This is a genomic window from Bradyrhizobium sp. MV1.5, from assembly GCF_055807615.1.
The window spans coordinates 85828-107750 of the sequence record NZ_JBVVPL010000024.1; the positions used below are offsets into that span (position 1 = coordinate 85828).

Here is a 21923-nt window from a genome sequence, read left to right on the forward strand (position 1 = left end):
AACCGAACCGCCACATCAGCGCACCCCGGCCTTATCAACGAATGAACCAAGATTCGCAACTTAGTGGCGAGGCAGATCGGGGCGACACGCGCCCGATCCTGATCGTCCCCTACATGTGGATCGGCGATTTCGTCCGGAATCACACCGTCGTGCGGGTCCTCAATGAGCGCTGGCCGAACCGGCCGGTCGATCTGCTCACGACCTCCCTATGCGCGCCCTTGGTCGATTACATGCCGGGCGTGCGCGAAGCGATCGTCTGGGACCTGCCGCGCGGCCGGCTCGCCGTGGGCCGCCAGCTCGGCCTGGCGAAGCTCCTGCGCGAGCGGAACTACGGCACCGCCCTGGTGCTGCCCCGGACCTGGAAGGCCGCCATTGCACCCGCTTTGGCCGGGATTCCGGAAAGGGTCGGCTTCGTCGGCGAGTTCCGGTTCGGCCTGCTCAATCGCTGGCGCTGGGGCGAAAAGAAGCTGCCCCGCTTCATCGACAAGAACGCCGCCCTCGCCCAGCCCGATGGCGCCCCGCTGCCCCCGGAATGGCCGGTGCCGCAATTGCGGGTCCCGGCCGAGCAAATCGTCCGCTGGCGGCAGGCCAACGGCCTCAGCGCAGGCGCTGCCGTAGCGCTCGCCCCCGGCTCGGTCGGCGTCTCAAAACGCTGGACCTACTATCCCGAGGCCGCTCGCCTGCTCGCCGAGCGCGGCCTCGAGGTCTGGGTGGTCGGCGGCCCCGGGGAAAAGGGCCTGGCCCAGGAGATCGTCGCGGCTGGCGGCGCCGGGACCGCTGGCGGCCCTGGGGTGCGAGACCTTACCAGCAATGATCTGCGCAACGGCGTGCTGGCCATGGCCGCGGCCGGCGTCGCAATCTCCAACGATTCCGGCCTGATGCATATCGCAGCCGCCCTGGGCACACCGACCATGGGCATCTTCGGCCCGACCAGCCCCTATCTCTGGGCCCCTCTCAACGGCCTCGCCGCGACTGTGGTCCAGGACAAGAGCGTGCTCTCCTGCCAACCCTGCCAGAGCACGACCTGCAGGATGAACGACCACCGCTGCATGCGAGATATCGCGGCGAGCGAGGTGGTTGGGATTGCGGAGCGGGTGCTGGGTGAGGTGGGGATGCGGGCTTCGACGTGAGCGTGGAGGTCAAAACTGCTTGGGCAGCCCAGCCTGTTTCAGAACTGCGTTCGCTGTATGCCGAGATTTGATATTGTTATCGACCGTAAAGCGGATACCTGAGACCGGGCTCTCCCAAATGTCGTGGTCGCCGCGCCCACGTCGAACGAAGAAGCATCCCGCCTTCTCCAGAATTCGTTTCAATTCCGGAGTAAAGCTATTCATGCGGCTTCTTTTGCGGAGCCGATCTTTATGCGTTTGGAGAAGCTCGCAATCACCTCGACGGGGACTTCATACCCTTCAGTGGCGCCTTCATCCTCCAACAAATCGCGAATAAGATCGGGCAACTTCGCATCGAGCTCATCAAGGCTCGCAGCTTCCGTGACGAGTCCCGGGAGGTCGGAACTCTCGGCAGTCCACACAGACGCTTCGGTATCCCAATTCGCTCGAACGACGATGAGATGGCCCATTTTCAGCATTCCCTCTGCGGCGATTTCTTTCATCAAAGCAGCCCTCACTAGTCATGGCAACCGCATAGCAAGCAGAGTGCCAGACAACGCATTAAACCCTAGTTAGTCTCGCCAAGTTAGGAAAACCCGCCCCGCAACATAACACACTGATTTGATGCGCATTTTCTGTGCGCAACAATGTTGGATTGCTGTCGAGAGGAAAAGGGCTTCCCGCTCGACGGGGCGTACGCTGACAACGGGGACAGCGAACCTGCGATGATGAACTTTAGACCTGTTTTGCCCGACGAGTCAAATCCATTTCGTAAAATCAGCAGCCCACTACACCGGCCGCCAAACCATTGATTCCGCTAGCACCGGCTACTGTGCATGGGGTTGTTTTCGCGGTTTTTGTTTTTGATGCCGCTACGGCAGTGGCTCAAAGCAGCGGCCGATAGACGTCCCCGATCCGTGACGCCTCCGCATCGAGGCTGAATCGTTCGAGCACCCGTGCCCGCCCGCGCTCGCCCATCGCGATTGCGATGGCCGCATCCCGCATCAGCGGCTCCAGCGCTGCAGCCAGCGCATCCGCATCACCGGTCGGGATCAGCACGCCAGTCACGCCATCCTCGACCACGAGTTCGGCCGCGCCGGCGCGCGCGGCGACCAGCGCGCTGCCGGCCGCCATCGCCTCGATCAAGGTCAGGCCAAAACCTTCGTTGCGTGAGGTGAAGGCGTAGATCGTCAGCCGCTGATACCAGCGCTGCACGTCTTCGATCGGCAGTTCGCCAGTGATGACGATGCGCGATTGCAGGCCGGCGGCCTCGATCCGCTTCTTCAGATCGTTTGCAAAAGCGGTTTGCTCGGCTGTGACCTGGCCGACGATGATTGCGGTGAAATCCGGATAGCGCGGCAGCAAGCGGCACATCGCATCGACGAACACATCGGTTCCCTTCTGCGCGCGCACCCGGCCGAAGCAGCCGATCGCGTAGCGGCCCGGCAGTGCGGTTTCAGCGAAGGCAGCAGTGCGGTCGAGCGGCGGCGCATAGACGGCGGTGTCGACGCCGTGCGGAATCACCGTCGCCTTCACCTTCAGGAACGAGGCCGAAAGATCTGATGTCGCGATGATCGCGTCCATGCGCCGGATCAGCCAGCGCGTGATCCAGCTATGATGGCGTTGCGCCGCCGAGGTGAAGACGAGCTTGAGCGGCCAGCCGAGCGCGCTCAACAGCACGCCCGCGATCATCTCGTTGTTGCGGCGCGCGTGCCAGATCACCGGCGCCTTGCGGCGCCACAATCTCAGGAGATCGGCACCGCCCAGGCGCGCGATCCCCTCCGGCGCGTCGGAGCCGAACCACGCGGCGCGAAACAGCTTTGCCAGCCGCGGCGCCACCATCCGGTTGGTCGCGGTGACCCCGGAATAGCGCCTGTGCAGATTTGGCACGATCACTTCGAGATCGCCTGGGGAATTCGCCACGCCACGCTCCGTTTCGAAAGTCCCTATACGCAACATTAAGCATAGTGACCAGTTCAGCCGCGCCGATACCCCCTCTTCACCACGTAAACGTTAGCTTGGAGCGTTGATCGAAGACGGGTGAGATCATGACTGTGCTTGTCACCGGCGGTGCCGGCTATATCGGAAGCCACACGGTTCTGGCGCTGGCGGAAGCCGGCGAGGACGTCGTCGTGATCGACGATCTCTCCACCGGTTTCTCGGCCTATCTGCCCGAAGGCGTGCCGCTGTTCATTGGCGATGCCGGCGACGAGAACCTGCTCGAAGGCGTGATCGCCCAGCACAACATCGAGAGCATCATCCATTTCGCGGGCTCGGTGGTCGTGCCGGATTCGATGCGCGATCCGCTCGGCTATTACCGCAACAATTTCACGACCGCGCGCAACCTGCTCAATGTCGCGGTCAAGCGCGGCATCGACCGCTTCATCTTCTCCTCGACCGCGGCGGTCTACGGCGATCCGGACCAGGTGCCGGTGCCCGAGCATGCGCCGACACGGCCGCTGTCGCCCTACGGTTCGTCGAAGCTGATGACCGAGATCATGCTGCACGACGTCGCCGCCGCCTACGGCATGCAATACGTGACCCTGCGCTATTTCAACGTTGCGGGTGCCGATCCGCAGGCCCGCATCGGCCTTGCCACCGTCGGCGCCACGCATTTGCTCAAGATCGCGGTGGAAGCCGCGACCGGCCAGCGCGCCAAGATCGACGTGTTCGGCACCGACTATCCGACCCAGGATGGCAGCTGCATTCGCGACTTCATCCACGTCACGGACCTGTCGCAGGCGCATCGATCGGCGCTCGCCTATTTGCGCAACGGCGGCGCCTCGACGACGCTCAATTGCGGCTATGGCCGCGGCTACTCGGTGCTGGAGACCATCGACGCGGTGCGTCGTGTTTCGGGCCGCAGCTTCGCCGTGCAATACGCCCCGCGCCGGCCCGGCGACATCATGACCATGGTCGCCGACACCAGCCGCATCCGCGGCCTGCTCGACTGGAAGCCGCAATACGACGACCTCGAGACCATCGCCGCCCATGCGCTGGCCTGGGAGGACAAGCTGTTCCGCGAGCGTCACGGCGAGCTCCGCCACGCCGCCTCGGCCTAGATTCCATTCCAGCGCAAGCCCTTAATTGGGCTTGAAAAGCGCTGGCTTAGCGGGCACAGAGGCCGTTCGATCCCTGACGCGCGGGCAGGCTTATTCCTGTGCCGTCAATGGACTACGGATGGCTCAGTTTCCAAAGAAAATCACTGACGATCCCTATGCGGCAGCGGTGCTGATTCGCCGCCTGGTCACGGAACAGGGGATTCTCTACTGGCGGCGCTATCTGGTCGCCTTCGCGCTGATGGCGCTTGCCGCCGGATCGACCGCGGGCGCGACCTACGTGCTCGGCCAGGTCATCAACCAGGCCTATGTCGACAAGAACATCCCGGGCATCGCGATGTTCTCAGGCATCACGGTGATCCTGCTCTTCATCAAGGGCGTGGCGACGTACGGCCACATGGTGATCCTGACCAAGATCTCCAACGCCATCCTCGCCACCAACCAGCGCCAGCTGTTCGCCAAGCTGATGCGCGAGAGCGTCGGATTCTTCTCCGAGCGGCATTCGTCCGAATTTCTGGCGCGGCTGACGGCCGGCGCAAAGTCCATCACCGATGTCCTCAACATGCTGGTCAATGCGGTCGGGCGCGACCTCATGATGCTGCTCGCCATGATCGGCGTGATGGTGTGGCAGGATCCGGTGATGTCGTTCATCGGCCTCGTCGCGGTGCCGCCGGCGATGCTGGTGCTACGCAAGCTGGTCAAGCGCATCAAGGGCCTCGCCTACAACCAGTTCACCGGCACCGCCGACATCCTGGAGACGATGCAGGAATCGCTGCAGGGCATCCGCACGGTGAAAGCGTTCACGCTCGAAGACACCATGCAGACCCGCATCGACGAGAACATCGCGATCGTCGAGCGCAACGCCAACAAGATGGCCCGCGTCGCCAACCGCTCCAATCCGCTGATGGAGATGCTCGGCGGCTTCGCGGTCGCCGGCTGCCTGCTTTATGGCGGCTATAGCGTGGTCGCCCTCAACGCCACGCCCGGCGCGTTCTTTTCCTTCATGACCGCGTTCCTGATGGCGACCGAGCCGGCCAAGCGGCTGGCGCGGCTCAACATCGACCTCAACAGCCAGCTCGTCGGCGCCCGCATGCTGCTCGAAGTCGTCGACAGCCCTGCGAGCGAGCATTCCGACGACGACAAGCCGGCGCTGAAACTCTCGAATGCCCGTATCGAACTGCGCGACGTCAGCTTCTCCTATCGCAACGGCGAGACCGTCCTCAACCGGATGAGCTTTGTTGCCGAGCCCGGCAAGGTCACTGCGCTGGTCGGGCCCTCCGGCGGCGGCAAATCGACCGTGCTGGGGTTGCTGCTGCGCTTCTACGAGGTGACGCAAGGCGACATCGTGATCGACGGCCAGTCGATCGGCGCCGTCTCGCGAAAATCGCTGCGGGCTCAGACCGCCTATGTCGGCCAGGACGTCTATCTGTTCCGCGACACCATCCGCAACAACATCGCCTTCGGCCGCGCGGGCGCGACCGAAGAACAAATCATCGATGCTGCGAAAGCAGCCTGCGCGCATGATTTCATCATGGGCTTCCCCCTCGGCTACGACACGCCGGTCGGCGAGCACGGCACGCAGCTGTCCGGCGGCCAGCGCCAACGCATTGCGGTCGCGCGCGCGCTGATCAAGAACGCGCCGATCATCCTGCTCGACGAAGCCACCGCCGCGCTCGATTCGGAGTCCGAGCGCCAGGTGCAGGAGGCGATAGAGCATCTCTGCCAGAACCGCACCACCATCGTGATCGCTCATCGCCTGCACACCATCATGCACGCCGATGCGATCCTGGTGGTCGAGGGCGGCGAGATCGTCGAGCAGGGCCGGCATGACGAGCTGCTCCGCCGCGGCGGGCGCTACGCCTCGTTCTTCCGCCTGCAACATCACGACGCCGGCGCCCTGGCGCCGATCAGCGCAACCGCATAGAGTTCCTTTCACCTCAAGAGCAGCGAGATCGCACCATGAACGCCGCCTCCTACGTCATCCCGCTCCCGACCCAGGCTTCGCTTCCCGTCGTCGGGGAGAGTGGCCGTTATCCCGTGCGCCGCATCTGGTGCGTCGGTCGCAACTATCTCGAGCACATCCGCGAGATGGGCAATGACGAGCGCGCCCCGCCGTTCTTCTTCGCCAAGCACGCCGACATGCTGGTGCCCGACGGCGCCACCATTCCCTATCCGCCGCTGACCAAGGATCTTCATCACGAGGTCGAGCTGATCGTCGCGATGAAGAGCGGCGGCCTCAACATTCCCGCCGAGAAGGCGCTCGACCATGTCTACGGCTACGCCGTCGGCATCGACCTGACCCGGCGCGACCTGCAGATCGCCTCGCGCAAGAAGGAGCGTCCGTGGGAGATCGGCAAGTCGTTCGACTATTCGGCGCCTTGCTCAGCGGTGCAGCCGGCATCGAAGATCGGCCATCCCGCCAAGGGCAAGATCTGGCTGACGGTCAACGGCAAGGAAGCCCAGAAAGGCGACCTCACAGAGCTGATCTGGAACGTGCCCGAGATCATCTGGCAGCTCTCGCAGCAGGTGAAGCTCGCCGCCGGCGATATCATCATGACGGGCACGCCTGCCGGCGTGTCGCAGCTCCAGCCCGGCGACAAGCTCGAATGCGGCGTCGACGGCGTCGGCACGCTGAAGGTCTCGATCGGCCAGCCGGAGTAAGGCTCACGGTGGCTTTAAATAAGAAGGCCCCGGGCATGTCCGGGGCCTTTTGCATTTCGATGGCGGACGATGCCGATCTACCAGGCCTTCACCGGCCGATTGGCGTGGCTTGCCTGCGGCACACCGCGATTGAGCGACATGTGGGAATGCACGCACAGCCAACCATCGCCATGTCTTGAAAACACCATCGTGGCCCGGCCGGGGCGCGAAAACGCGCTGCCGTCGGGATGATAGCCCGTGCTCGTCCACGGCACGATCACGGTCGCCATCGTGCCATCGGACGATGCCAGGATCGAGGCCTGGTCGACGACGAAGCGGAAGTCGGCCGTCTTCGGCCAGACGTTGTCCCATTGCGTGGTGACCCATTGGTCGAGGCCGGGAATGACGTCGTTGTGCGTGCCGAAGGCCAGCACTTCCGGATGGAAAAGCGGCCGTGCCGAAGCATAATCGACCTCGCGGACATAGCCCGCGAAGGTCTCCAGCCACGCGCGGAAGAATTGCAGCAGCTCAGTGTTCGCAATTGGCAACGAGGCCATTGCCTGCTCCATGTTTGACAGCTCAATCAGCAATCTTGTTGCCATGGGGCGAACCGTCCAGCAAGATATGTGGAGAGCACCGGTGGAGATCGACGACGAACCGGGCCGATGTCATGGAGCCAGCCTCATGAGACGCCTTCTCCTGCTTGCGGCCACGCTTATCGTCTCGTGCAATATTGCCAGCGCGCAGTCCAGTCAGCCTTATGCTGGCCTTGAGCATCGCCCCATCAAGGCGCTGTCGCAGCAGCAGATCGACGATCTTCGGGCCGGACGTGGCATGGGCCTGGCGCTTGCCGCCGAGCTCAATGGATATCCCGGTCCGAGCCATGTTCTTGAATTAGGTGATCGGCTTGAGTTGACCGCGGATCAGCGCATCCAGGTTCAGCGCCTCTTCGACGCCATGAAGCAAGAGGCGGTTTCGCTGGGTAACAAGCTGGTCGAGCAGGAGACGGAGTTGGACCGGCTCTTCTCCACCCGCGTCGCGACATCGGAGTCACTCAGGGCGACCCTCGTTGCCATTTCGGAAACCCAGGCACTGCTCCGCGAAAGCCACCTCAAATATCATCTGTCGACAACTGCCGTGCTCGATCCGAGCCAGAAGCAGCGATACGCTGAGTTGCGCGGTTACCAACGCCCTGATGGCTCCGAAGGACACAAGCACCGTCACTAAACGCAATCACCGCAATGCCGACAGCACGATGAGGCCGAGAATCAGCGCCGTCAGCGAATATTTGAGCGTGTAGTAGACGTTGCGATTCCATGCCTTGACCTTGCGGCTCGCAAGATGGATCTCGTAGAGCTTTCCGAACACCTTGTTGAGGACGCCGACGCTCTCGCCGTCGACGTTCTGGGTTGCAGAGGCCTTGACGATGTGGTGGCTGACCCAGCGGTTGATCGCGGTCATGAAGCCGTACTTCATCGGACGCTCGACGTCGCAGAACAGGATGATGCGGTTGACGTCGGTGGCATTCTCCGCACTGTGGATGAAGGTCTCGTCGAACATGAAGGCCTCACCGTCGCGCCAGACGCATTCGACGCCGTCGACCAGGATGCGGCACTTGTTCGAGTTCGGCGTGACAAGGCCGAGGTGGTATCGCAGCGAACCGGCGAAGGGATCGCGGTGGGCGCCGAGCTTGCCGCCAGGCGGCAGCATTGCGAACATCGCACCATGTACGCTCGGAATGGAGTTGAGCAGCTCCACCGTCTTCGGGCACAGCGTGCGCGCCGAAGGCAGGAAGTCATCGTACCATTTCAGGTAAAAGCGTTTCCAGCCGCTCTTGAAGAACGAGTAGAAACCCCAATCGTTGTTCTTCGCCGCCGCGCGGATGAAGCCTTCGTCGAACAGGCGAACGGCCTCGTCGCGGATGGTCTCCCAATTCTCGCTGAGGGCTTTCAGTTCCGGAAACTGCTCGACCGGGATCACCGGCTTGTTCGGCACCGCCGAGCCCGCGTACATCAGCACATTGTAGGGCGCGAGATAGGTGGAGTGATCGCCGAGCTGCCGCGTGAAGCGCAGCCGCTGCTTGCCGCGGAAATGAACGTAGATCGTCGATGCCGCCAGCACATAGAGAATGACGAGTTGCGGCGCAAAAAGCTGTTTTAACATCCCCCGTTCCCCGGTGGTCCAACCGGGAACGTGATCTATCCTGACGCGGCCCGAGCGGCAAGATATTCACCGGAGGGTTGCAATCACGCTCCGGAGATCAGGGATGGCAACTTGAGGCCGAAACGAGCCGAATCAGGCCCGTGACAGCGCCTGGAGACCCTTGAAGGTCAGGCGCTTGGGGTCGGTGACGCCGGCGAGATACAGGCGGCGGATGAACGCGATGACGGCGTCGCGGTCGCAATCGGTCAACGCGACGACGGCGTCGACCGCGATTCTCTGGGCTTCCATTGGGCTCACCTCGGCCTTGCAAGTAACCCCGGCCGAGACAGGCTAGGACTCCGCGGTTAATCCGGCGTTAACCGTTCGGGCAACATGGCCGATTCACCCGAGCGGCCGTATACGCAAAACAACGCATTGGCGGTTGCGATTCTTGGCGAGCGCCGATGCTCTTCTTCAGGAGAGGAACGACGCCGGGTGCGGCGACGCTCACCGCGGAGGAGACCATCTTGTGCTGTTCCGGCTCGGCGGCGACGCAGTTGGTCTTGCGCTCGCGATCGATTTGAAGCTGGCGCTTACCACGCGCAAGACAAGACGGCGGCGATCACGAATACTGCATCACGCCATCGTCGATCCGGCCGAACCGCAAGGAGACGATGTCGAGCGCGTAGTTCTGGTAGAGCCGCCACGGCTGCTTCGAGCCTTGCTTCGGCATCTTTGCGACCGAGCGCTGCACATAACCCGAGGTGAAATCGAGCGACGGCTGCGCGGTAATCGTGGGATCGTCATTATGCGGCATGCACTGCCGGAAATTGTGCCGGTCCATGTAGTTGATGAGCCGACAGACATATTCGCAGGTGAGGACGCATTTCAGCGTCCATGATGCGTTGGTGTAGCCAAAGGCGGAGGCCATGTTGGGCACATCCGCATACATCATGCCTTTGTAGGTCAGCGTGTTGGCAAAATCGACGGCGCGGCCGTCGACGCTCACCTCCAACCCGCCGACGACCTGGAGCACCAGTCCCGTCGCGGTCACGATGATGTCCGCCGCAAGCTCGCTGCCGTCCTTGAGGCGGATACCGTCATGCGTGAACGTGTCGATCTCTTTGGTGACCACCGAGGCGCGCTGCTCGCGGATCGCCTTGAACAGATCGCCATCCGGCACGAGGCAGAGCCGCTGGTCCCAGGGATTGTAGCGCGGCGTGAAGTGGGTTGCGACGTCGTAATCGGGGCCGAGCGCCATCTGCACGCCCTTGAGAACCAGCTCCTTCACCTTCGCAGGGCGGCGCCGACTGAGCTGGAAGAAGAACATCCCCCACATCACGTTGCGCCAGCGGATCAGGTGATAGGCAAGCCGCGTCGGGAGATTGCGGCGCAATTTGTTGGCGACGGGATCCTGCGCCGGGCGAGACACCACGTAGGTCGGCGAGCGCTGCAGCATGGTGACTTGCGCGGCCGTCTTGGCGAGCTCCGGCACCAGCGTCACCGCGGTCGCGCCCGAGCCGATCACGACGACGCGCTTGCCCGCGCAGTCGATGTCGCCGGTCCATTTCTGCGGATGCACGATGCGGCCGGCGAAATCCGCGACGCCCGGAAACTCCGGCGTATATCCTTCCTCGTATTTGTAGTAGCCCGAGCACATGAACAGGAAATTGCAGGTGAAGCGCACGGTTTCGATTGCACCCTCGCCGGTAATGCGCTCGGCCTCGACGGCCCAGCGCGCCTCACTCGTCGACCACGCCGCACGCTTGACACGATGGCGGAAGCGGATGTGCTTCTCGATGCCGTTCTCGGCCGCGGTTTCGCGAACGTAGTTGAGGATTTGCGCACCGTCGGCGATCGCCTTCGGATCGGTCCAGGGCTTGAAGGAATAGCCCAGCGTGAACATGTCGCTATCGGAGCGGACGCCGGGATAGCGAAACAGGTCCCAGGTGCCGCCGATGCAATCGCGCCCCTCGAGGATGACGTAGCTCTTGCCCGGGCATTTGGTCTGCAGGTGGAAGCCCGCGCCGATCCCGGACAGGCCGGCGCCGACGATCAGCACGTCGAAATGGTCTTGAGCCATTGTCCCCTCCGCAGCCAAGGATTGTCTGACCGGGATCATCGCTCGTCAACTGGCAATCGGCCCCGACACAACCGCGAAGAGACACGTGTGTCGGGCTCAAGACAACAAAGCCCCGGATCGCTCCGGGGCTTTGCGTCGAAAATAGATACGCTCAGCGATCAGTAGCGGTAGTGGTCCGACTTGTACGGACCTTCCTGTTTGACGCCGATATAGTCGGCCTGGTCCTTGCGCAGCTCGGTGAGCTTGACGCCGATCTTGGCGAGGTGCAGGCGCGCAACCTTTTCGTCGAGCGACTTCGGCAGCACGTAGACTTCCTTCTTGTACTTGCCGTCCTTGTTGTTGGCGAAAAGCTCGATCTGCGCCAGCGTCTGGTTGGTGAAGGAGGCCGACATCACGAAGGACGGATGGCCCATCGCGTTGCCGAGGTTCACGAGGCGGCCTTCCGACAGCATGATGATGCGATGCTTGTCGGGGAACTCGATCTCGTCTACCTGCGGCTTGATGTTGGTCCACTTCAGGTTACGCAGACCCGCGATCTGGATCTCGTTGTCGAAGTGACCGATGTTGCAGACGATGGCGCGATCCTTCATCGCGCGCATGTGCTCGATCGTGATGATGTCCTTGTTGCCGGTCGCGGTGACGAAAATGTCGGCGCGGGGCGCGGCGTCTTCCATGGTCACGACTTCATAGCCTTCCATCGCCGCCTGCAGTGCGCAGATCGGATCGACTTCGGAGACCATGACGCGGCAGCCGGCCTGGCGCAACGAGGCGGCCGAACCCTTGCCGACGTCGCCGAAGCCCGCGACCATCGCGACCTTGCCGGACATCATCACGTCGGTGCCGCGGCGGATGCCGTCGACCAGCGATTCACGGCAGCCATAGAGGTTGTCGAACTTCGACTTGGTGACGCTGTCGTTGACGTTGATGGCCGGCCATAGCAGCGTGCCGGCTTTCTGCATGTCATAGAGACGATGCACGCCCGTGGTGGTCTCTTCGGAAACGCCCTTGATGCTCTTGGCGATCTCGGCGAAGTAGCCCTTCGGCTTCTCCTTGAGCTGCTTCTTCAGAAGCGCGAAGAAGACTTCCTCTTCTTCCGAACCCGGCTTGTCCAGGAACTTGGTGTCGCCGTTCTCGGCGCGCAGGCCGAGATGGACGTACATGGTGGCGTCGCCGCCGTCGTCGAGGATCATGTTCGGGTGACCGCCGCCGTGCCAGTCGAACAGCTTGGCGGTGTAATCCCAGTACTCGGTCAGGCTCTCACCCTTGACGGCGAACACCGGAATGCCGGCGGCTGCGATCGCCGCCGCAGCGTGGTCCTGCGTCGAATAGATGTTGCAGGAGACCCAGCGGATGTCGGCGCCGAGCGCGGCCAGCGTCTCGATCAGCACGCCGGTCTGGATCGTCATGTGCAGGGAGCCGGCGATACGCGCGCCCTTCAGGGGCTGCTTCGGGCCATATTCTTCGCGGGTGGCCATCAGGCCGGGCATCTCGGTCTCGGCGAGCGAGAGCTCCTTGCGGCCGAAATCGGCGAGCGAAATGTCCTTGACGATGTAATCGGTGAAGCCGGGCTTCGCGTTCATTGCGGGCGTCCTGTTGTTGAATTGGTCATTCCGGGTCGCTCTGGAGGGGCGAGCCCGGAATCTCGATACGATGGAAGAATTCCGGGTTCGCCGCTGTGGCGGCGTCCCGGGAACGACGTCGGCGATCAGACCGCGCGCTTGAGCGCTTCGACGAGATCGGTCTTCTCCCAGGAGAAGCCGCCCTCGTTGTCGGGGGTACGGCCGAAATGGCCGTAGGCGGAGGTGCGCGCGTAGATCGGGCGGTTGAGATCGAGATGGCTGCGGATGCCACGCGGGGTGAGATCCATCGCCTTGGCGGCGGCCTTCTCGAGCTCAGCCTCCGACACCTTACCGGTGCCGTGGGTGTCGATGTAGATCGACAGCGGCCGCGCCACGCCGATGGCGTAGGCGAGCTGCAGCGTGCAGCGGTCGGCAAGACCGGCCGCGACGATGTTCTTGGCGACGTAGCGTGCCGCATAGGCGGCCGAGCGGTCGACCTTGGTCGGATCCTTGCCGGAGAACGCGCCGCCACCGTGCGGGGCCGCGCCACCATAGGTGTCGACGATGATCTTGCGGCCGGTCAGGCCGGTATCGCCGTCGGGACCGCCGATGTAGAACTTGCCGGTCGGGTTGATGTGCCAGATGGTCTTCGCCGTAATCCACTCCTTCGGCAGCGCCTCGCGCACATAGGGCTCGACGATGTCGCGAATCTGCTTGGACGAGATGTCCTCGACCAGATGCTGATGCGACACCACGATCTCGCGCACGCCGACCGGCTTGCCGTTCTCGTACTGGACGGTGACCTGGCTCTTGGAGTCCGGGCCCAACACCTTCTCGCGGCCGGAGTGGCGTGCTTCCGAGATGAGGCGCAGGATCTTGTGGGCGTAGAAGATCGGCGCCGGCATCAGATCGGGCGTCTCGTTGGTGGCGTAGCCGAACATGATGCCCTGGTCGCCCGCGCCCTCTTCCTTGACTTCGCCTGGCTGCAGCGCATCGACGCCCTGAGCGATGTCGGCCGACTGCGGATGCAGCAGGATCTCGATGTCGGCCTTCTGCCAGTGGAAACCGTCCTGCTCGTAGCCGATGTCCTTGATCGCGGCGCGCACGACGCCTTCGATCTGCTCGTTGGTGACGGATGCGGGACCGCGGGTCTCGCCGGCGATCACGACCTTGTTGGTGGTCGCGAGCGTTTCGCAGGCGGCACGGATTTGCCAGGGATCGATGCCTGCTTTCGGTCCTTCGCGGTAGAACAGATCGACGATCTCGTCGGAGATCCGGTCGCACACCTTGTCCGGATGGCCTTCGGACACGGACTCGCTGGTGAAGAGATAGGACGCGCGCATCAGTAACCCCTTGTTCCGCCGCTAGATGGCGGGCGTTTGCGATATTTAGCTTTGAATGATGTCAATCACGCCGGCGCGAGATGACGTAGGATTCGTCGAGAAACCAGAGCCCATTGTACTTTCGCAGCACGTCCCTGGCGGCATCCAGAGTGCGGCCGTTTTGAGTCATTTCCGTCAACCGGTCGTCCTCAATCTGAGCGACGTACACCGCCGCATTCCACGCTGCAAAGGCCGTCGAGGTGCCGATAGAGCCTGTCACCTCGTTGGGCAGAGCTTCCATATCATACCTGAAGATCGAGCGGTTATCTGCGTAAGCATTAAAATTTAAGTCGCGGCCCACCGAGCCGAGCTCGTACTTCACCGCGCGCAATAGCTCATGACGGCTCACAGAGAAAGGGTTTTCTCCGGGCCAGATCGCCTGGATCATTTCCATGCCCGGATCCTGGCCGTGGGAGTGAATTCCGATCAGGCGGCCGCCTGCCCGCAAGGCCCGGGCCAGGGGCGCAATGATCCGTTTTGCCCGAAAATTGACCGAGGACAGCGCGCGGTATGGTTGGGATGCAATAACGAGGTCGAAATTGGCCTCGGCCTGGCCCGGCCGTGGAATTGTCGAATCAAGCAGAAACCGCTGGTCTTCACGGTAGAGCACCAGCACGACAGGCCGCTCATAAAGAGGCATCCCCGTGCGCGGGCTGACCGCCGCGCGCCAGTTCTGCTCCAAAAACGGCTTCAATTCCGCGATTTGCGTCTCGAACTCGCCCGAGGAAGCACCCCGCAGGGGAACCTCATGCCAGACGGTCGCGGCCGCCGCCGCGGGTGATGCCGGCGTGAGCCAGGGCGCCTCCGCGTAAAGCATGTTGGTAAAAACAAACACCGAGGCCGGATGCTCGAAAATGCGATCCGGCACCTTGTCCAGCGTCAGGCGGAGGTCCTCGAGACTGAGCTCCTTGCCGGCGACGTAGAACGGCATGTGCGGAAAGCGCTGATGCATCGAGCGCAGCACGCGCGCCAGCACCGTGCCGTCGCCAACGCCGGCATCGAACACGCGCAGCGCCGGCGGCCGGGGATGGATGCTGGCAAGCTCCAGCGCCACGCGCTCGGCGACCACGCGCTTCTCACTGCAAGTGTGGACGAACAGCAGGTATTTCTGCCGATTCTCGAAAAAGCGGAAATTGCCGCGCGGATCGCGCTTTTCCGGGGGCACCTGAAGCCCCCGCGGTGGCGGCACGCCGCCGGCCATCGATGCGGCCATGTAGGCCTGGATCCGGTCCAGCGTGTCGATCGTGATGCGCTTGCCCTCGCGCAGCCGGTGCACGAGCTTCCCATCGTTCACCGCGCGCCGGCCGAACGTCGACTCCGCCATGTCCGCCTTACGGCAGAACTCGGTGATTTGGCTCAGGATTTCGTCATTCTTCATGGAGTGGGACGCAGTGGGCAGAAGGATTGGGTAGCGCCTCCTAGCAAATTCTGCCCACTGAGGGAATAGGGATAGCGACACCCCCCGTTTGCCGTGTGCACAACAGCGAGGCCGTGAACCACCTTCCCCTCCCGGGCAACAAACAGACGCCTCTCCTCTACGGGACCACCGCCAATGCGTCGCCTGCTCGTCGCGCTCTGCCTGCTCGCCGCAACCCTGTGGTCGGCGCCCGCTTTTGCGCAGGCGCGCAACCAGCTTGGGCCGCTCTGCACCACCGACACCACGCCGGCAGACCAGATGATCGACGCCTGCAGCAAGATCATCGCGCTGAAGGTGTTCAAAGGCGAGCAGCTCGCGACGGTCTACTTCTGGCGCGCGGTGGGCTGGAATAAGAAGGGCGATTACGCCAAGGTCATCACTGACGCCACGGAAGCGGTTCGGCTCCATCCGAGCCAGGCAGTCTACAACCTGCGCGGCTCGGCGTATTACGACAAAGGCGACTACGAGATCGCGGTCGCTGATTTCGACGATGCGCTGAAGCTTGGCCCGCCTGATGGCACCATCTTCCACAACCGCGGCAATGCCTGGCGCGGCAAAGGCGATTACGCCAAGGCGATCGCCGACTACGACATGTCGATCAAGGCCAATCCAAGATCGGCGTTCTCGTTCCAGAACCGCGGTATCGCGAAGGAGGCACTTGGCGATCTCGACGGCGCGCTGGCCGACATCAACCAGGCGATCCGGCTCGACCCGACACTGCCGCAGCCGCTGATCAACCGGACCGCGATCTGGCGTGTCAGAGGCGATTACGATCGCGCGATTGCCGACGGCAGCGATGCGATCCGGCTCGCGAAGGAAAACCCGCCCGTCAATATCATGACGCCGCCGAACAGCGTGCTGATCTCGGGCTACACCCATCGCGCGCTGGCCTATGAGGCGAAAGGCGATTACGCGCACGCGAGCGACGACTACAAGGCCACGCTGGCGATCGCGGCGTCCGATGCCGGCAGCAAGGCCAATCAAGCCACCGCAAAGGTGCGGCTGTCGCTGATCACCGACGCAAGCGCACCGATCCCGCGCGATGCGCCGTCACCGACGACCGAGCCGGCAAACGCACCGGCTCCCCAGCAGACCGGTGCCGCGCCGCCCTCCTCGCCTGCCCCGGCCGCGCGCGGCACGCGCATGGCGCTGATCATCGGCAACGGCGCCTATGCGCATGTCAAGGCGCTGCCCAATCCGCCCAATGACGCGCGCGCCGTTGCCAGGGCCTTGCGCGATATCGGCTTCACTGTATCAGAAGGCGTCGATCTCGACCGCGCGGCGATGCAGAAGATGACGCGTGACTTCTTGCGGGAAGCGGCGCGGGCGCAGGTCGTAGTGGTCTACTATGCGGGCCACGGCGTGCAGGTCGACGGCCGCAACTATCTCATTCCCGTCGACGTCGAACTCAAGCCGGGCGCGAGGATGACGGACGCGATGATCGACATGGACACGATCATGGCCGGCCTCGACGACCAGGTCCGCACCAACATTTTGATCTTCGATGCCTGTCGCAATAATCCGATGGCACAGCAGGTCGCATCAGCCGGCACCAACCGCGCCATCGAAGCTGCCTCGGGCCTCGCAGCGCCAACGAGCCTGGGCGCCGGCGCGACGCTCGGCGCCGGCACGCTGATCGCTTTCGCCACTGCGCCGGGACAGGTCGCGCTCGACGGCGAAGGTGCCAACTCGCCGTTCTCCGCCGCGCTCTCCCGCCATCTCGGCACGCCCGGCCTGGAAGTGCAGCAGATGCTGACACGTGTGCGGGCGGAGGTGGTGTCAACCACGAAGAACAAGCAGGTGCCGTGGTCGAACTCGTCGCTGCTGGGCGAAGTTTATCTGGCGGAGAAGTGAGGGGCGCGTGCCTCACCCTCTCAGCTGTCATCGCCCGGCTTGACCGGGCGATCCAGTACGCCGAGAAGTCAGCGATTCTCCGAGAAGCCGCGGCGTACTGGATTCCCCGCCTTCGCAGGGAATGACAGTGAGCGAGTAGAGCCTTATTGGCCCCACACTTCCTTTGCGATCTCCACGGCGAGGCTGAGCTTGGCCCACTGCTCCTCTTCGGAGAGGACGTTGCCCTCCTCCGTCGAGGCGAAACCGCACTGCGGGGAGAGTGCGAGCTGCTCCAGCGGGGCGAACTTGGCGGCTTCCTCGAGACGGCGCTTGATGTCATCCCTCTTCTCGAGCTCACCGAACTTCGAGGTGATGACGCCGACCACGACGACCTTGTTACCCTTGGGCAGGAAGCGCAGCGGCTCGAAGCCACCGGCACGGTCGCTGTCGTATTCGAGGAAATAGCCGTCGTAATTGGTGCCGGCGAGCATGGTCTCGGCAACCGGCTCGTAGCCGCCTGACGAAATCCAGGTCGAACGGAAATTTCCGCGGCAGACATGCGTCGTCACCACCATGTCGGCGGGCTTCTCGGCTAGCGCGTAGTTGATGACGCGCGCATAGATCTGCTGGAGACCGTCGGGATTGTCGCCCCGCTCGCGCGCCTTCTGCAATTCGTCCGGCGAGCAGAGATAGGCCCACACGGTGTCGTCGAACTGGAGATAGCGGCAGCCGGCGTCGTAGAACGCCTTCACCGCCTTGCGGTAGGTCTTGCCGAGGTCTTCGTAGAAGGCATCGAGATCCGGATAGACGTCCTTGGAGATCGCCTTGCGGCCGCCGCGGAAGTGCAGCACCGCCGGCGACGGGATCGTCATCTTGGCGGTGACATGAGCCTGGTCGGCGACCTTCTTCAGGAAGCGGAAGTGATCCAGCATCGGATGGTCGTCGGGAAAATCGAGCTTGCCGATCACGCGCACCGCGTCGTGCCGCGTCTCGACACCCGCGAACTGGATGCCGGTATCGGGGTGGAACATTTCGCAGCCGGTGAGCTTGGCCAGGAAGTCGAAATGCCACCAGGAGCGGCGGAATTCGCCGTCGGTCGCGAGCTTCAGGCCGAGCGAGGCCTGCTTATGCACGACCTTCTCGATCTCCATGTCCTCGATCTTGCGCAGATCGTCGGCCGAGATCTCGCCCTTCTCCAGCCTGGCGCGGGCTTCCTTGATCTTGGCGGGACGCAAGAGGCTGCCGACCTCGTCGGCGCGGAAGGGGGCTTTGGTTCGTTGCATTCTTAACTCCCGTGAATTTTTTAGTGGGCCGCCGCCCCTGCAACGCCGAGGTGGCGCTCGAGGACCGACGGGTCGGCTTTCAGCGCGGCGCTCGGGGCGTCGTGGACGATCGTTCCGCGCTCCAATATCACAACACGGTCGGCCAGCCCCAGAATCTTTTGGGCATTCTGCTCGACGATGATCGAGCAGATGCCGCCCGCCCGCGTGATGGTCCCGATCGCCTTCAAGAGCTCCTCGACGATGATGGGGGCAAGGCCCTCGGTCGGCTCGTCCAGGAGAAGCACTTTCGGATTGAGGGTCAGCGCGCGGCCGATTGCCAGCATCTGCTGCTCACCGCCGGAGAGCTGGTTGCCAAAATTGCTCCGCCGCTCCTTCAACCGCGGGAACATCTCGTAGACTCTCTCGACGGTCCAGGGACCGGGCTGGGCCACTGCTGACATATTCTCCTCCACCGTGAGCGAGCGGAAGATATTGCGCTCCTGCGGCACCCAGCCGATCCCGGCACGCGCCCGCTGGTCGGGCCGCAAGGTCGTGACGTCGGTGCCAGCCAGCCCGACAGTGCCGGAGAAGCGACGGGTGACGCCGACGATCGAGTTGATCAGGGTGGTCTTGCCGGTGCCGTTGCGCCCCAAAAGTGCCAGCACCTGGCCTTCGGCGAGACGCAGGGACATGCTCGGCAGCACCACGGCCTCGCCGTAGCCGGCGCGAAGCGAGTCGATCGCGAGCAGGTCAGACATTGACCGCCTCCTCGCCGAGATAGACCGCCTTGACCTGCGGGTCGCGCGCGACCTGCTCGGGCGGGCCTTCGGTGAGCAGCGCGCCGGAGACCAGGACAGAGATGCGGTCGGCGAAGGAGAACACGAGGTCCATGTCGTGCTCGATCAGCAGCACGGTCACGTCGCGCGGCAGGCTGCCTACGACGGCGAGGATGTCGTGGCGCTCGCTCTCGGGCACGCCGGCGGCGGGCTCGTCCAGCAGCAGCACGCGCGGCTTGGCGGCGATCGCCACCGCAATCTCGAGCAGGCGCTGCTTGCCATAAGGCAGCGTCACGGTCTGCTCGTTCATGACGTCGAGCAGGTGGAAACGCGTGAGGAGGTCGGCGATCTCGCCGTTGACGTCGCTGCGCGTGCCCATCCGCCGCCACCAGTCGCCGCCATGACCGAGGCGCTCGGAGACAGCGAGACCGATGGTCTCGAGCGGGGTCAGGTCGGGATAGAGCTGGTTGATCTGGAAGGTGCGCGACAAGCCGCGCAACACGCGCTTGTGCACGGGCAGATCGGTGATGTCCTGGCCTTCGAGCAGGATACGGCCCGAGTTCGGCTTGAGCACGCCGGTAAGCTGGTTGATCACCGTGGTCTTGCCGGCGCCGTTCGGGCCGATCAGCGCGTGGCGGGCGCCTTGTTCGATTTTTAGCGACAAGTCGCGGGTGACACGCAGACCGCCGAATTGCTTTTCGAGATTCTGGGTTTCGAGCGCGATGGTCATGCGTCGCTCTCCGGCACGGCGACGACGGCCTTGCGCCCGGCTATGTGCCTGATGACCAGATTGGGCACATACAGCATCCAGCGATGCAGGCGCTGGCGGCCAACCAGGACGATCACGACCAGCACGAGCCCGATCCAGAACTGCCAATATTGCGGAGTGATGGTCGAGAACAATTCCTGCAGCATGCGAAACAGCACTGCGCCAATCAGCCCGCCGTAGAGATAGCCGGTGCCGCCGATCACGAGCACCAGCATCAGGTCCGCCGAGCGCTCGAAGGAAAACACGTCGAGCGAGGCGATCGCCGTGGTCTGGGTGAACAGCGCGCCTGCGATGCCGGCATAGAACGCCGCGAGCGTGTAGATCGCAATCAGCCGACGGTTGACGGGGATGCCGATAGCCGCCGCGCGCAGCGGGTTGTTCTTGATCGCGCGCAATGACAGCCCGAAAGGCGAGTGCACGACCCGGCGGGCGAACAGGAACAACAGAAACAGAACGGCGAGCGAATAGAAGAACCCGGTCTTGCCGAACATGTCGAACGGGATCTGGCCGAAGATCGGCTGCATCTCGATACCCTGCAGACCGTCGGTGCCACCGGTGATGTTGGAGAAGCGTTCGGCCAGCGCCTCAAGCAACAACGCGATGCCGAGCGTCACCATCAGCCGCGTCAGGTCGACGCCGCGGATCACTAGGAAGCTGGTGGCGAAGCCAAGCACCATCGCGACAATGCCGGCGACGACAAGCGCAAGCACGGGCTCGTTGATGATCCCGTGCAGCGCGAGAAGCCCCGCCGCGTAAGCGCCGACGCCGAAGAAGGCGGCATGGCCGAGCGAGACGATACCGGCGTAGCCGAGGATCAGGTCGAGCGACATCGCAAACAGCGCGAGCCGCAAGATGTCCGTCATGATCAAATAACGCGTGGGAAATACGAAGCCGCAGGCCAGCACGATCAGCCAGAAAGCGGCCTCGCCATAGTGCCAGCGTGCCTGGCGCTGGGCGTGATAGCCGACGTCGGAGGAGGCGCTCATCGGCGAACTCAACGCGCGGCCGTGCGGCCGAACAGACCGTTCGGGCGCCAGATCAGGATCACGATCATCATGGTGTAGATCACGAAAGGTCCCATCTTCGGGACGTAATATTTGCCGGCGACGTCGCCGATGCCGAGCAGCAGCGAGGCCAGAAACGGGCCGGTGATCGAGGACGAGCCGCCGACGGTAACCACGATCAGGAAGTAGATCATGAACTTCAGCGGAAAGTACGGGTCGAGGCCGAGGATCTCGGCACTCAGCGCGCCGCCGAGACCGGCCAGGCCGCAGCCAAAGGCAAATGTGAAGGCGAACACCTGCGGCACGTTGATGCCGAGGCCGCTCGCGGCGCGGGGATCGTCGACCGCGGCGCGCAGGCGGCTGCCGAACCGCGTCTTCGCCAGCACCATCTGGAGACCGATGGTGAGCAGCCCGCAGATCACGATGATCATCAGCCGGTAGCGGCCGATGCCGACGCCGAACATGTCGAACTGACCCTGGAGCGCCGCCGGCAAGTTGATGAAGACCCGCGAGGAGCCCTGGATGTAGTCGACGGCCGCGACCGACATGAACGTGAGGCCGATCGTGAACAGCACCTGATCGAGATGGCTGCGCGCATAGAGGTGTCGGTACAGCGTGCGCTCGAGCACGATGCCGATCGCAGCAGAGGAGACGAAAGCAAGCGGCAATGCAGCGAAGAATGGCCAGCCCATCCGGTTGACCAGCACCATGCAGACATAGCCGCCGGCCATGGCGAAGGCGCCATGGGCGAGGTTGACGAAGTTCATCAAGCCGAGCGTGACCGCGAGCCCGCAAGCCAGCACGAACAGCAGCATGCCGTAGGCAACGCCATCGAACAGGTTGGTGAGGATTGAGGTCATCGTCTCAGCTTGGCGTTATCGTCATGGC

The 21923-nt window shown here is 63.5% G+C and carries 21 protein-coding genes; 6 read left to right on the top strand and 15 right to left on the bottom strand.

What is annotated here, in order from left to right; genetic code table 11:
• Positions 1 to 41 precede the first annotated feature (41 nt).
• The gene (waaF, locus tag AC0L2J_RS22085; RefSeq protein WP_473394301.1) at positions 42 to 1130 is read left to right on the top strand and encodes a lipopolysaccharide heptosyltransferase II; all 1089 of its coding nucleotides are present in this window, start codon (positions 42 to 44) and stop codon (positions 1128 to 1130) included.
• 9 nt (positions 1131 to 1139) lie between these two features.
• On the opposite strand, the gene AC0L2J_RS22090 is transcribed toward waaF, so the two are convergent.
• The 3 genes from AC0L2J_RS22090 to AC0L2J_RS22100 all read right to left on the bottom strand — a co-directional run bounded on the left by AC0L2J_RS22090 (position 1140) and on the right by AC0L2J_RS22100 (position 3032).
• The gene (locus tag AC0L2J_RS22090) at positions 1140 to 1334 is read right to left on the bottom strand and encodes a type II toxin-antitoxin system HicA family toxin (protein WP_007612469.1); all 195 of its coding nucleotides are present in this window, start codon (positions 1332 to 1334) and stop codon (positions 1140 to 1142) included.
• On the bottom strand, positions 1331 to 1612 hold the full coding sequence (locus AC0L2J_RS22095) for a DUF1902 domain-containing protein (protein WP_007612471.1): 282 nt from the start codon (positions 1610 to 1612) through the stop codon (positions 1331 to 1333). The genes AC0L2J_RS22090 and AC0L2J_RS22095 overlap by 4 nt, the downstream gene beginning before the upstream one ends.
• A gap of 382 nt (positions 1613 to 1994) precedes the next feature.
• Positions 1995 to 3032: a glycosyltransferase family 4 protein gene (locus AC0L2J_RS22100; protein ID WP_007612472.1), complete on the bottom strand. Its 1038-nt coding sequence runs from the start codon at positions 3030 to 3032 to the stop codon at positions 1995 to 1997.
• 125 nt (positions 3033 to 3157) lie between these two features.
• Here AC0L2J_RS22100 and galE point away from each other — a divergent pair, with 125 nt between their 5' ends.
• The 3 genes from galE (at position 3158) to AC0L2J_RS22115 (ending at position 6829) form a co-directional block, all read left to right on the top strand.
• Complete coding sequence (galE, locus tag AC0L2J_RS22105; RefSeq protein WP_007612473.1) at positions 3158 to 4171, top strand: UDP-glucose 4-epimerase GalE; 1014 nt, start codon at positions 3158 to 3160, stop codon at positions 4169 to 4171.
• Between the two features lie 118 nt (positions 4172 to 4289).
• Entirely contained in the window at positions 4290 to 6092 is a 1803-nt protein-coding gene (locus AC0L2J_RS22110) for an ABC transporter ATP-binding protein (RefSeq protein ID WP_007612475.1), read from the top strand.
• Positions 6093 to 6127: 35 nt separating this feature from the next.
• Positions 6128 to 6829 carry a fumarylacetoacetate hydrolase family protein gene (locus tag AC0L2J_RS22115; RefSeq protein ID WP_007612477.1) on the top strand — a complete coding sequence of 234 codons (702 nt, stop codon included), beginning with the start codon at positions 6128 to 6130 and terminating at the stop codon, positions 6827 to 6829.
• Between the two features lie 77 nt (positions 6830 to 6906).
• On the opposite strand, the gene AC0L2J_RS22120 is transcribed toward AC0L2J_RS22115, so the two are convergent.
• Positions 6907 to 7365, bottom strand: a complete 459-nt coding sequence (locus tag AC0L2J_RS22120) for a YybH family protein (RefSeq protein ID WP_473394311.1) — start codon at positions 7363 to 7365, stop codon at positions 6907 to 6909.
• An 82-nt stretch (positions 7366 to 7447) separates the two neighbouring features.
• Here AC0L2J_RS22120 and AC0L2J_RS22125 point away from each other — a divergent pair, with 82 nt between their 5' ends.
• Positions 7448 to 8035 (top strand): Spy/CpxP family protein refolding chaperone, encoded by a 588-nt coding sequence (locus AC0L2J_RS22125; protein ID WP_473394315.1) that lies wholly within the window; start codon positions 7448 to 7450, stop codon positions 8033 to 8035.
• A gap of 6 nt (positions 8036 to 8041) precedes the next feature.
• Here the strand turns inward: AC0L2J_RS22125 and AC0L2J_RS22130 are convergent, their stop codons facing one another.
• From AC0L2J_RS22130 to AC0L2J_RS22155, 6 genes are all read right to left on the bottom strand, one after another.
• A complete protein-coding gene (locus AC0L2J_RS22130; RefSeq protein ID WP_007612485.1) occupies positions 8042 to 8971 on the bottom strand; it encodes an aspartyl/asparaginyl beta-hydroxylase domain-containing protein in 930 nt (309 codons plus the stop codon).
• A gap of 132 nt (positions 8972 to 9103) precedes the next feature.
• On the bottom strand, positions 9104 to 9259 hold the full coding sequence (locus AC0L2J_RS22135) for a hypothetical protein (protein ID WP_007612486.1): 156 nt from the start codon (positions 9257 to 9259) through the stop codon (positions 9104 to 9106).
• 313 nt (positions 9260 to 9572) lie between these two features.
• On the bottom strand, positions 9573 to 11033 hold the full coding sequence (locus AC0L2J_RS22140; RefSeq protein ID WP_473394321.1) for a flavin-containing monooxygenase: 1461 nt from the start codon (positions 11031 to 11033) through the stop codon (positions 9573 to 9575).
• A 158-nt stretch (positions 11034 to 11191) separates the two neighbouring features.
• The gene (ahcY, locus tag AC0L2J_RS22145; RefSeq protein ID WP_007601979.1) at positions 11192 to 12613 is read right to left on the bottom strand and encodes an adenosylhomocysteinase; all 1422 of its coding nucleotides are present in this window, start codon (positions 12611 to 12613) and stop codon (positions 11192 to 11194) included.
• A 125-nt stretch (positions 12614 to 12738) separates the two neighbouring features.
• A complete protein-coding gene (gene metK / locus AC0L2J_RS22150) occupies positions 12739 to 13935 on the bottom strand; it encodes a methionine adenosyltransferase (RefSeq protein ID WP_007612488.1) in 1197 nt (398 codons plus the stop codon).
• Positions 13936 to 13996: 61 nt separating this feature from the next.
• A complete protein-coding gene (locus tag AC0L2J_RS22155; RefSeq protein WP_007612489.1) occupies positions 13997 to 15352 on the bottom strand; it encodes a hypothetical protein in 1356 nt (451 codons plus the stop codon).
• 174 nt (positions 15353 to 15526) lie between these two features.
• Between AC0L2J_RS22155 and AC0L2J_RS22160 the strand changes: the two genes are divergently transcribed.
• Positions 15527 to 17245 (top strand): caspase family protein, encoded by a 1719-nt coding sequence (locus tag AC0L2J_RS22160; RefSeq protein ID WP_473394325.1) that lies wholly within the window; start codon positions 15527 to 15529, stop codon positions 17243 to 17245.
• A gap of 143 nt (positions 17246 to 17388) precedes the next feature.
• Here the strand turns inward: AC0L2J_RS22160 and AC0L2J_RS22165 are convergent, their stop codons facing one another.
• The 5 genes from AC0L2J_RS22165 to AC0L2J_RS22185 are packed head-to-tail and all read right to left on the bottom strand — an operon-like array spanning position 17389 to position 21895.
• Positions 17389 to 18507 (bottom strand): cobalamin-independent methionine synthase II family protein, encoded by a 1119-nt coding sequence (locus tag AC0L2J_RS22165; RefSeq protein WP_473394329.1) that lies wholly within the window; start codon positions 18505 to 18507, stop codon positions 17389 to 17391.
• A gap of 20 nt (positions 18508 to 18527) precedes the next feature.
• On the bottom strand, positions 18528 to 19244 hold the full coding sequence (locus AC0L2J_RS22170; protein WP_473394333.1) for an ABC transporter ATP-binding protein: 717 nt from the start codon (positions 19242 to 19244) through the stop codon (positions 18528 to 18530).
• On the bottom strand, positions 19237 to 19992 hold the full coding sequence (locus AC0L2J_RS22175) for an ABC transporter ATP-binding protein (protein WP_007612502.1): 756 nt from the start codon (positions 19990 to 19992) through the stop codon (positions 19237 to 19239). The genes AC0L2J_RS22170 and AC0L2J_RS22175 overlap by 8 nt, the downstream gene beginning before the upstream one ends.
• Positions 19989 to 21017, bottom strand: coding sequence for a branched-chain amino acid ABC transporter permease (locus AC0L2J_RS22180; protein ID WP_473394335.1), 1029 nt, complete (start codon positions 21015 to 21017; stop codon positions 19989 to 19991). The genes AC0L2J_RS22175 and AC0L2J_RS22180 overlap by 4 nt, the downstream gene beginning before the upstream one ends.
• An 8-nt stretch (positions 21018 to 21025) precedes the next feature.
• On the bottom strand, positions 21026 to 21895 hold the full coding sequence (locus tag AC0L2J_RS22185) for a branched-chain amino acid ABC transporter permease (RefSeq protein WP_063995650.1): 870 nt from the start codon (positions 21893 to 21895) through the stop codon (positions 21026 to 21028).
• Positions 21896 to 21923: the final 28 nt, after the last annotated feature.

Coding starts and splice junctions, on each gene's coding strand:
- waaF (WP_473394301.1), top strand. CDS start 42: ATGAACCAAGATTCGCAACTTAGTGGCGAGGCAGATCGGGGCGACACG.
- AC0L2J_RS22090 (WP_007612469.1), bottom strand. CDS start 1,334: ATGAATAGCTTTACTCCGGAATTGAAACGAATTCTGGAGAAGGCGGGA.
- AC0L2J_RS22095 (WP_007612471.1), bottom strand. CDS start 1,612: ATGAAAGAAATCGCCGCAGAGGGAATGCTGAAAATGGGCCATCTCATC.
- galE (WP_007612473.1), top strand. CDS start 3,158: ATGACTGTGCTTGTCACCGGCGGTGCCGGCTATATCGGAAGCCACACG.
- AC0L2J_RS22110 (WP_007612475.1), top strand. CDS start 4,290: ATGGCTCAGTTTCCAAAGAAAATCACTGACGATCCCTATGCGGCAGCG.
- AC0L2J_RS22115 (WP_007612477.1), top strand. CDS start 6,128: ATGAACGCCGCCTCCTACGTCATCCCGCTCCCGACCCAGGCTTCGCTT.
- AC0L2J_RS22120 (WP_473394311.1), bottom strand. CDS start 7,365: ATGGCCTCGTTGCCAATTGCGAACACTGAGCTGCTGCAATTCTTCCGC.
- AC0L2J_RS22130 (WP_007612485.1), bottom strand. CDS start 8,971: ATGTTAAAACAGCTTTTTGCGCCGCAACTCGTCATTCTCTATGTGCTG.
- AC0L2J_RS22135 (WP_007612486.1), bottom strand. CDS start 9,259: ATGGAAGCCCAGAGAATCGCGGTCGACGCCGTCGTCGCGTTGACCGAT.
- AC0L2J_RS22140 (WP_473394321.1), bottom strand. CDS start 11,033: ATGGCTCAAGACCATTTCGACGTGCTGATCGTCGGCGCCGGCCTGTCC.
- ahcY (WP_007601979.1), bottom strand. CDS start 12,613: ATGAACGCGAAGCCCGGCTTCACCGATTACATCGTCAAGGACATTTCG.
- metK (WP_007612488.1), bottom strand. CDS start 13,935: ATGCGCGCGTCCTATCTCTTCACCAGCGAGTCCGTGTCCGAAGGCCAT.
- AC0L2J_RS22155 (WP_007612489.1), bottom strand. CDS start 15,352: ATGAAGAATGACGAAATCCTGAGCCAAATCACCGAGTTCTGCCGTAAG.
- AC0L2J_RS22160 (WP_473394325.1), top strand. CDS start 15,527: ATGCGTCGCCTGCTCGTCGCGCTCTGCCTGCTCGCCGCAACCCTGTGG.
- AC0L2J_RS22165 (WP_473394329.1), bottom strand. CDS start 18,507: ATGCAACGAACCAAAGCCCCCTTCCGCGCCGACGAGGTCGGCAGCCTC.
- AC0L2J_RS22170 (WP_473394333.1), bottom strand. CDS start 19,244: ATGTCTGACCTGCTCGCGATCGACTCGCTTCGCGCCGGCTACGGCGAG.
- AC0L2J_RS22175 (WP_007612502.1), bottom strand. CDS start 19,992: ATGACCATCGCGCTCGAAACCCAGAATCTCGAAAAGCAATTCGGCGGT.
- AC0L2J_RS22180 (WP_473394335.1), bottom strand. CDS start 21,017: ATGAGCGCCTCCTCCGACGTCGGCTATCACGCCCAGCGCCAGGCACGC.
- AC0L2J_RS22185 (WP_063995650.1), bottom strand. CDS start 21,895: ATGACCTCAATCCTCACCAACCTGTTCGATGGCGTTGCCTACGGCATG.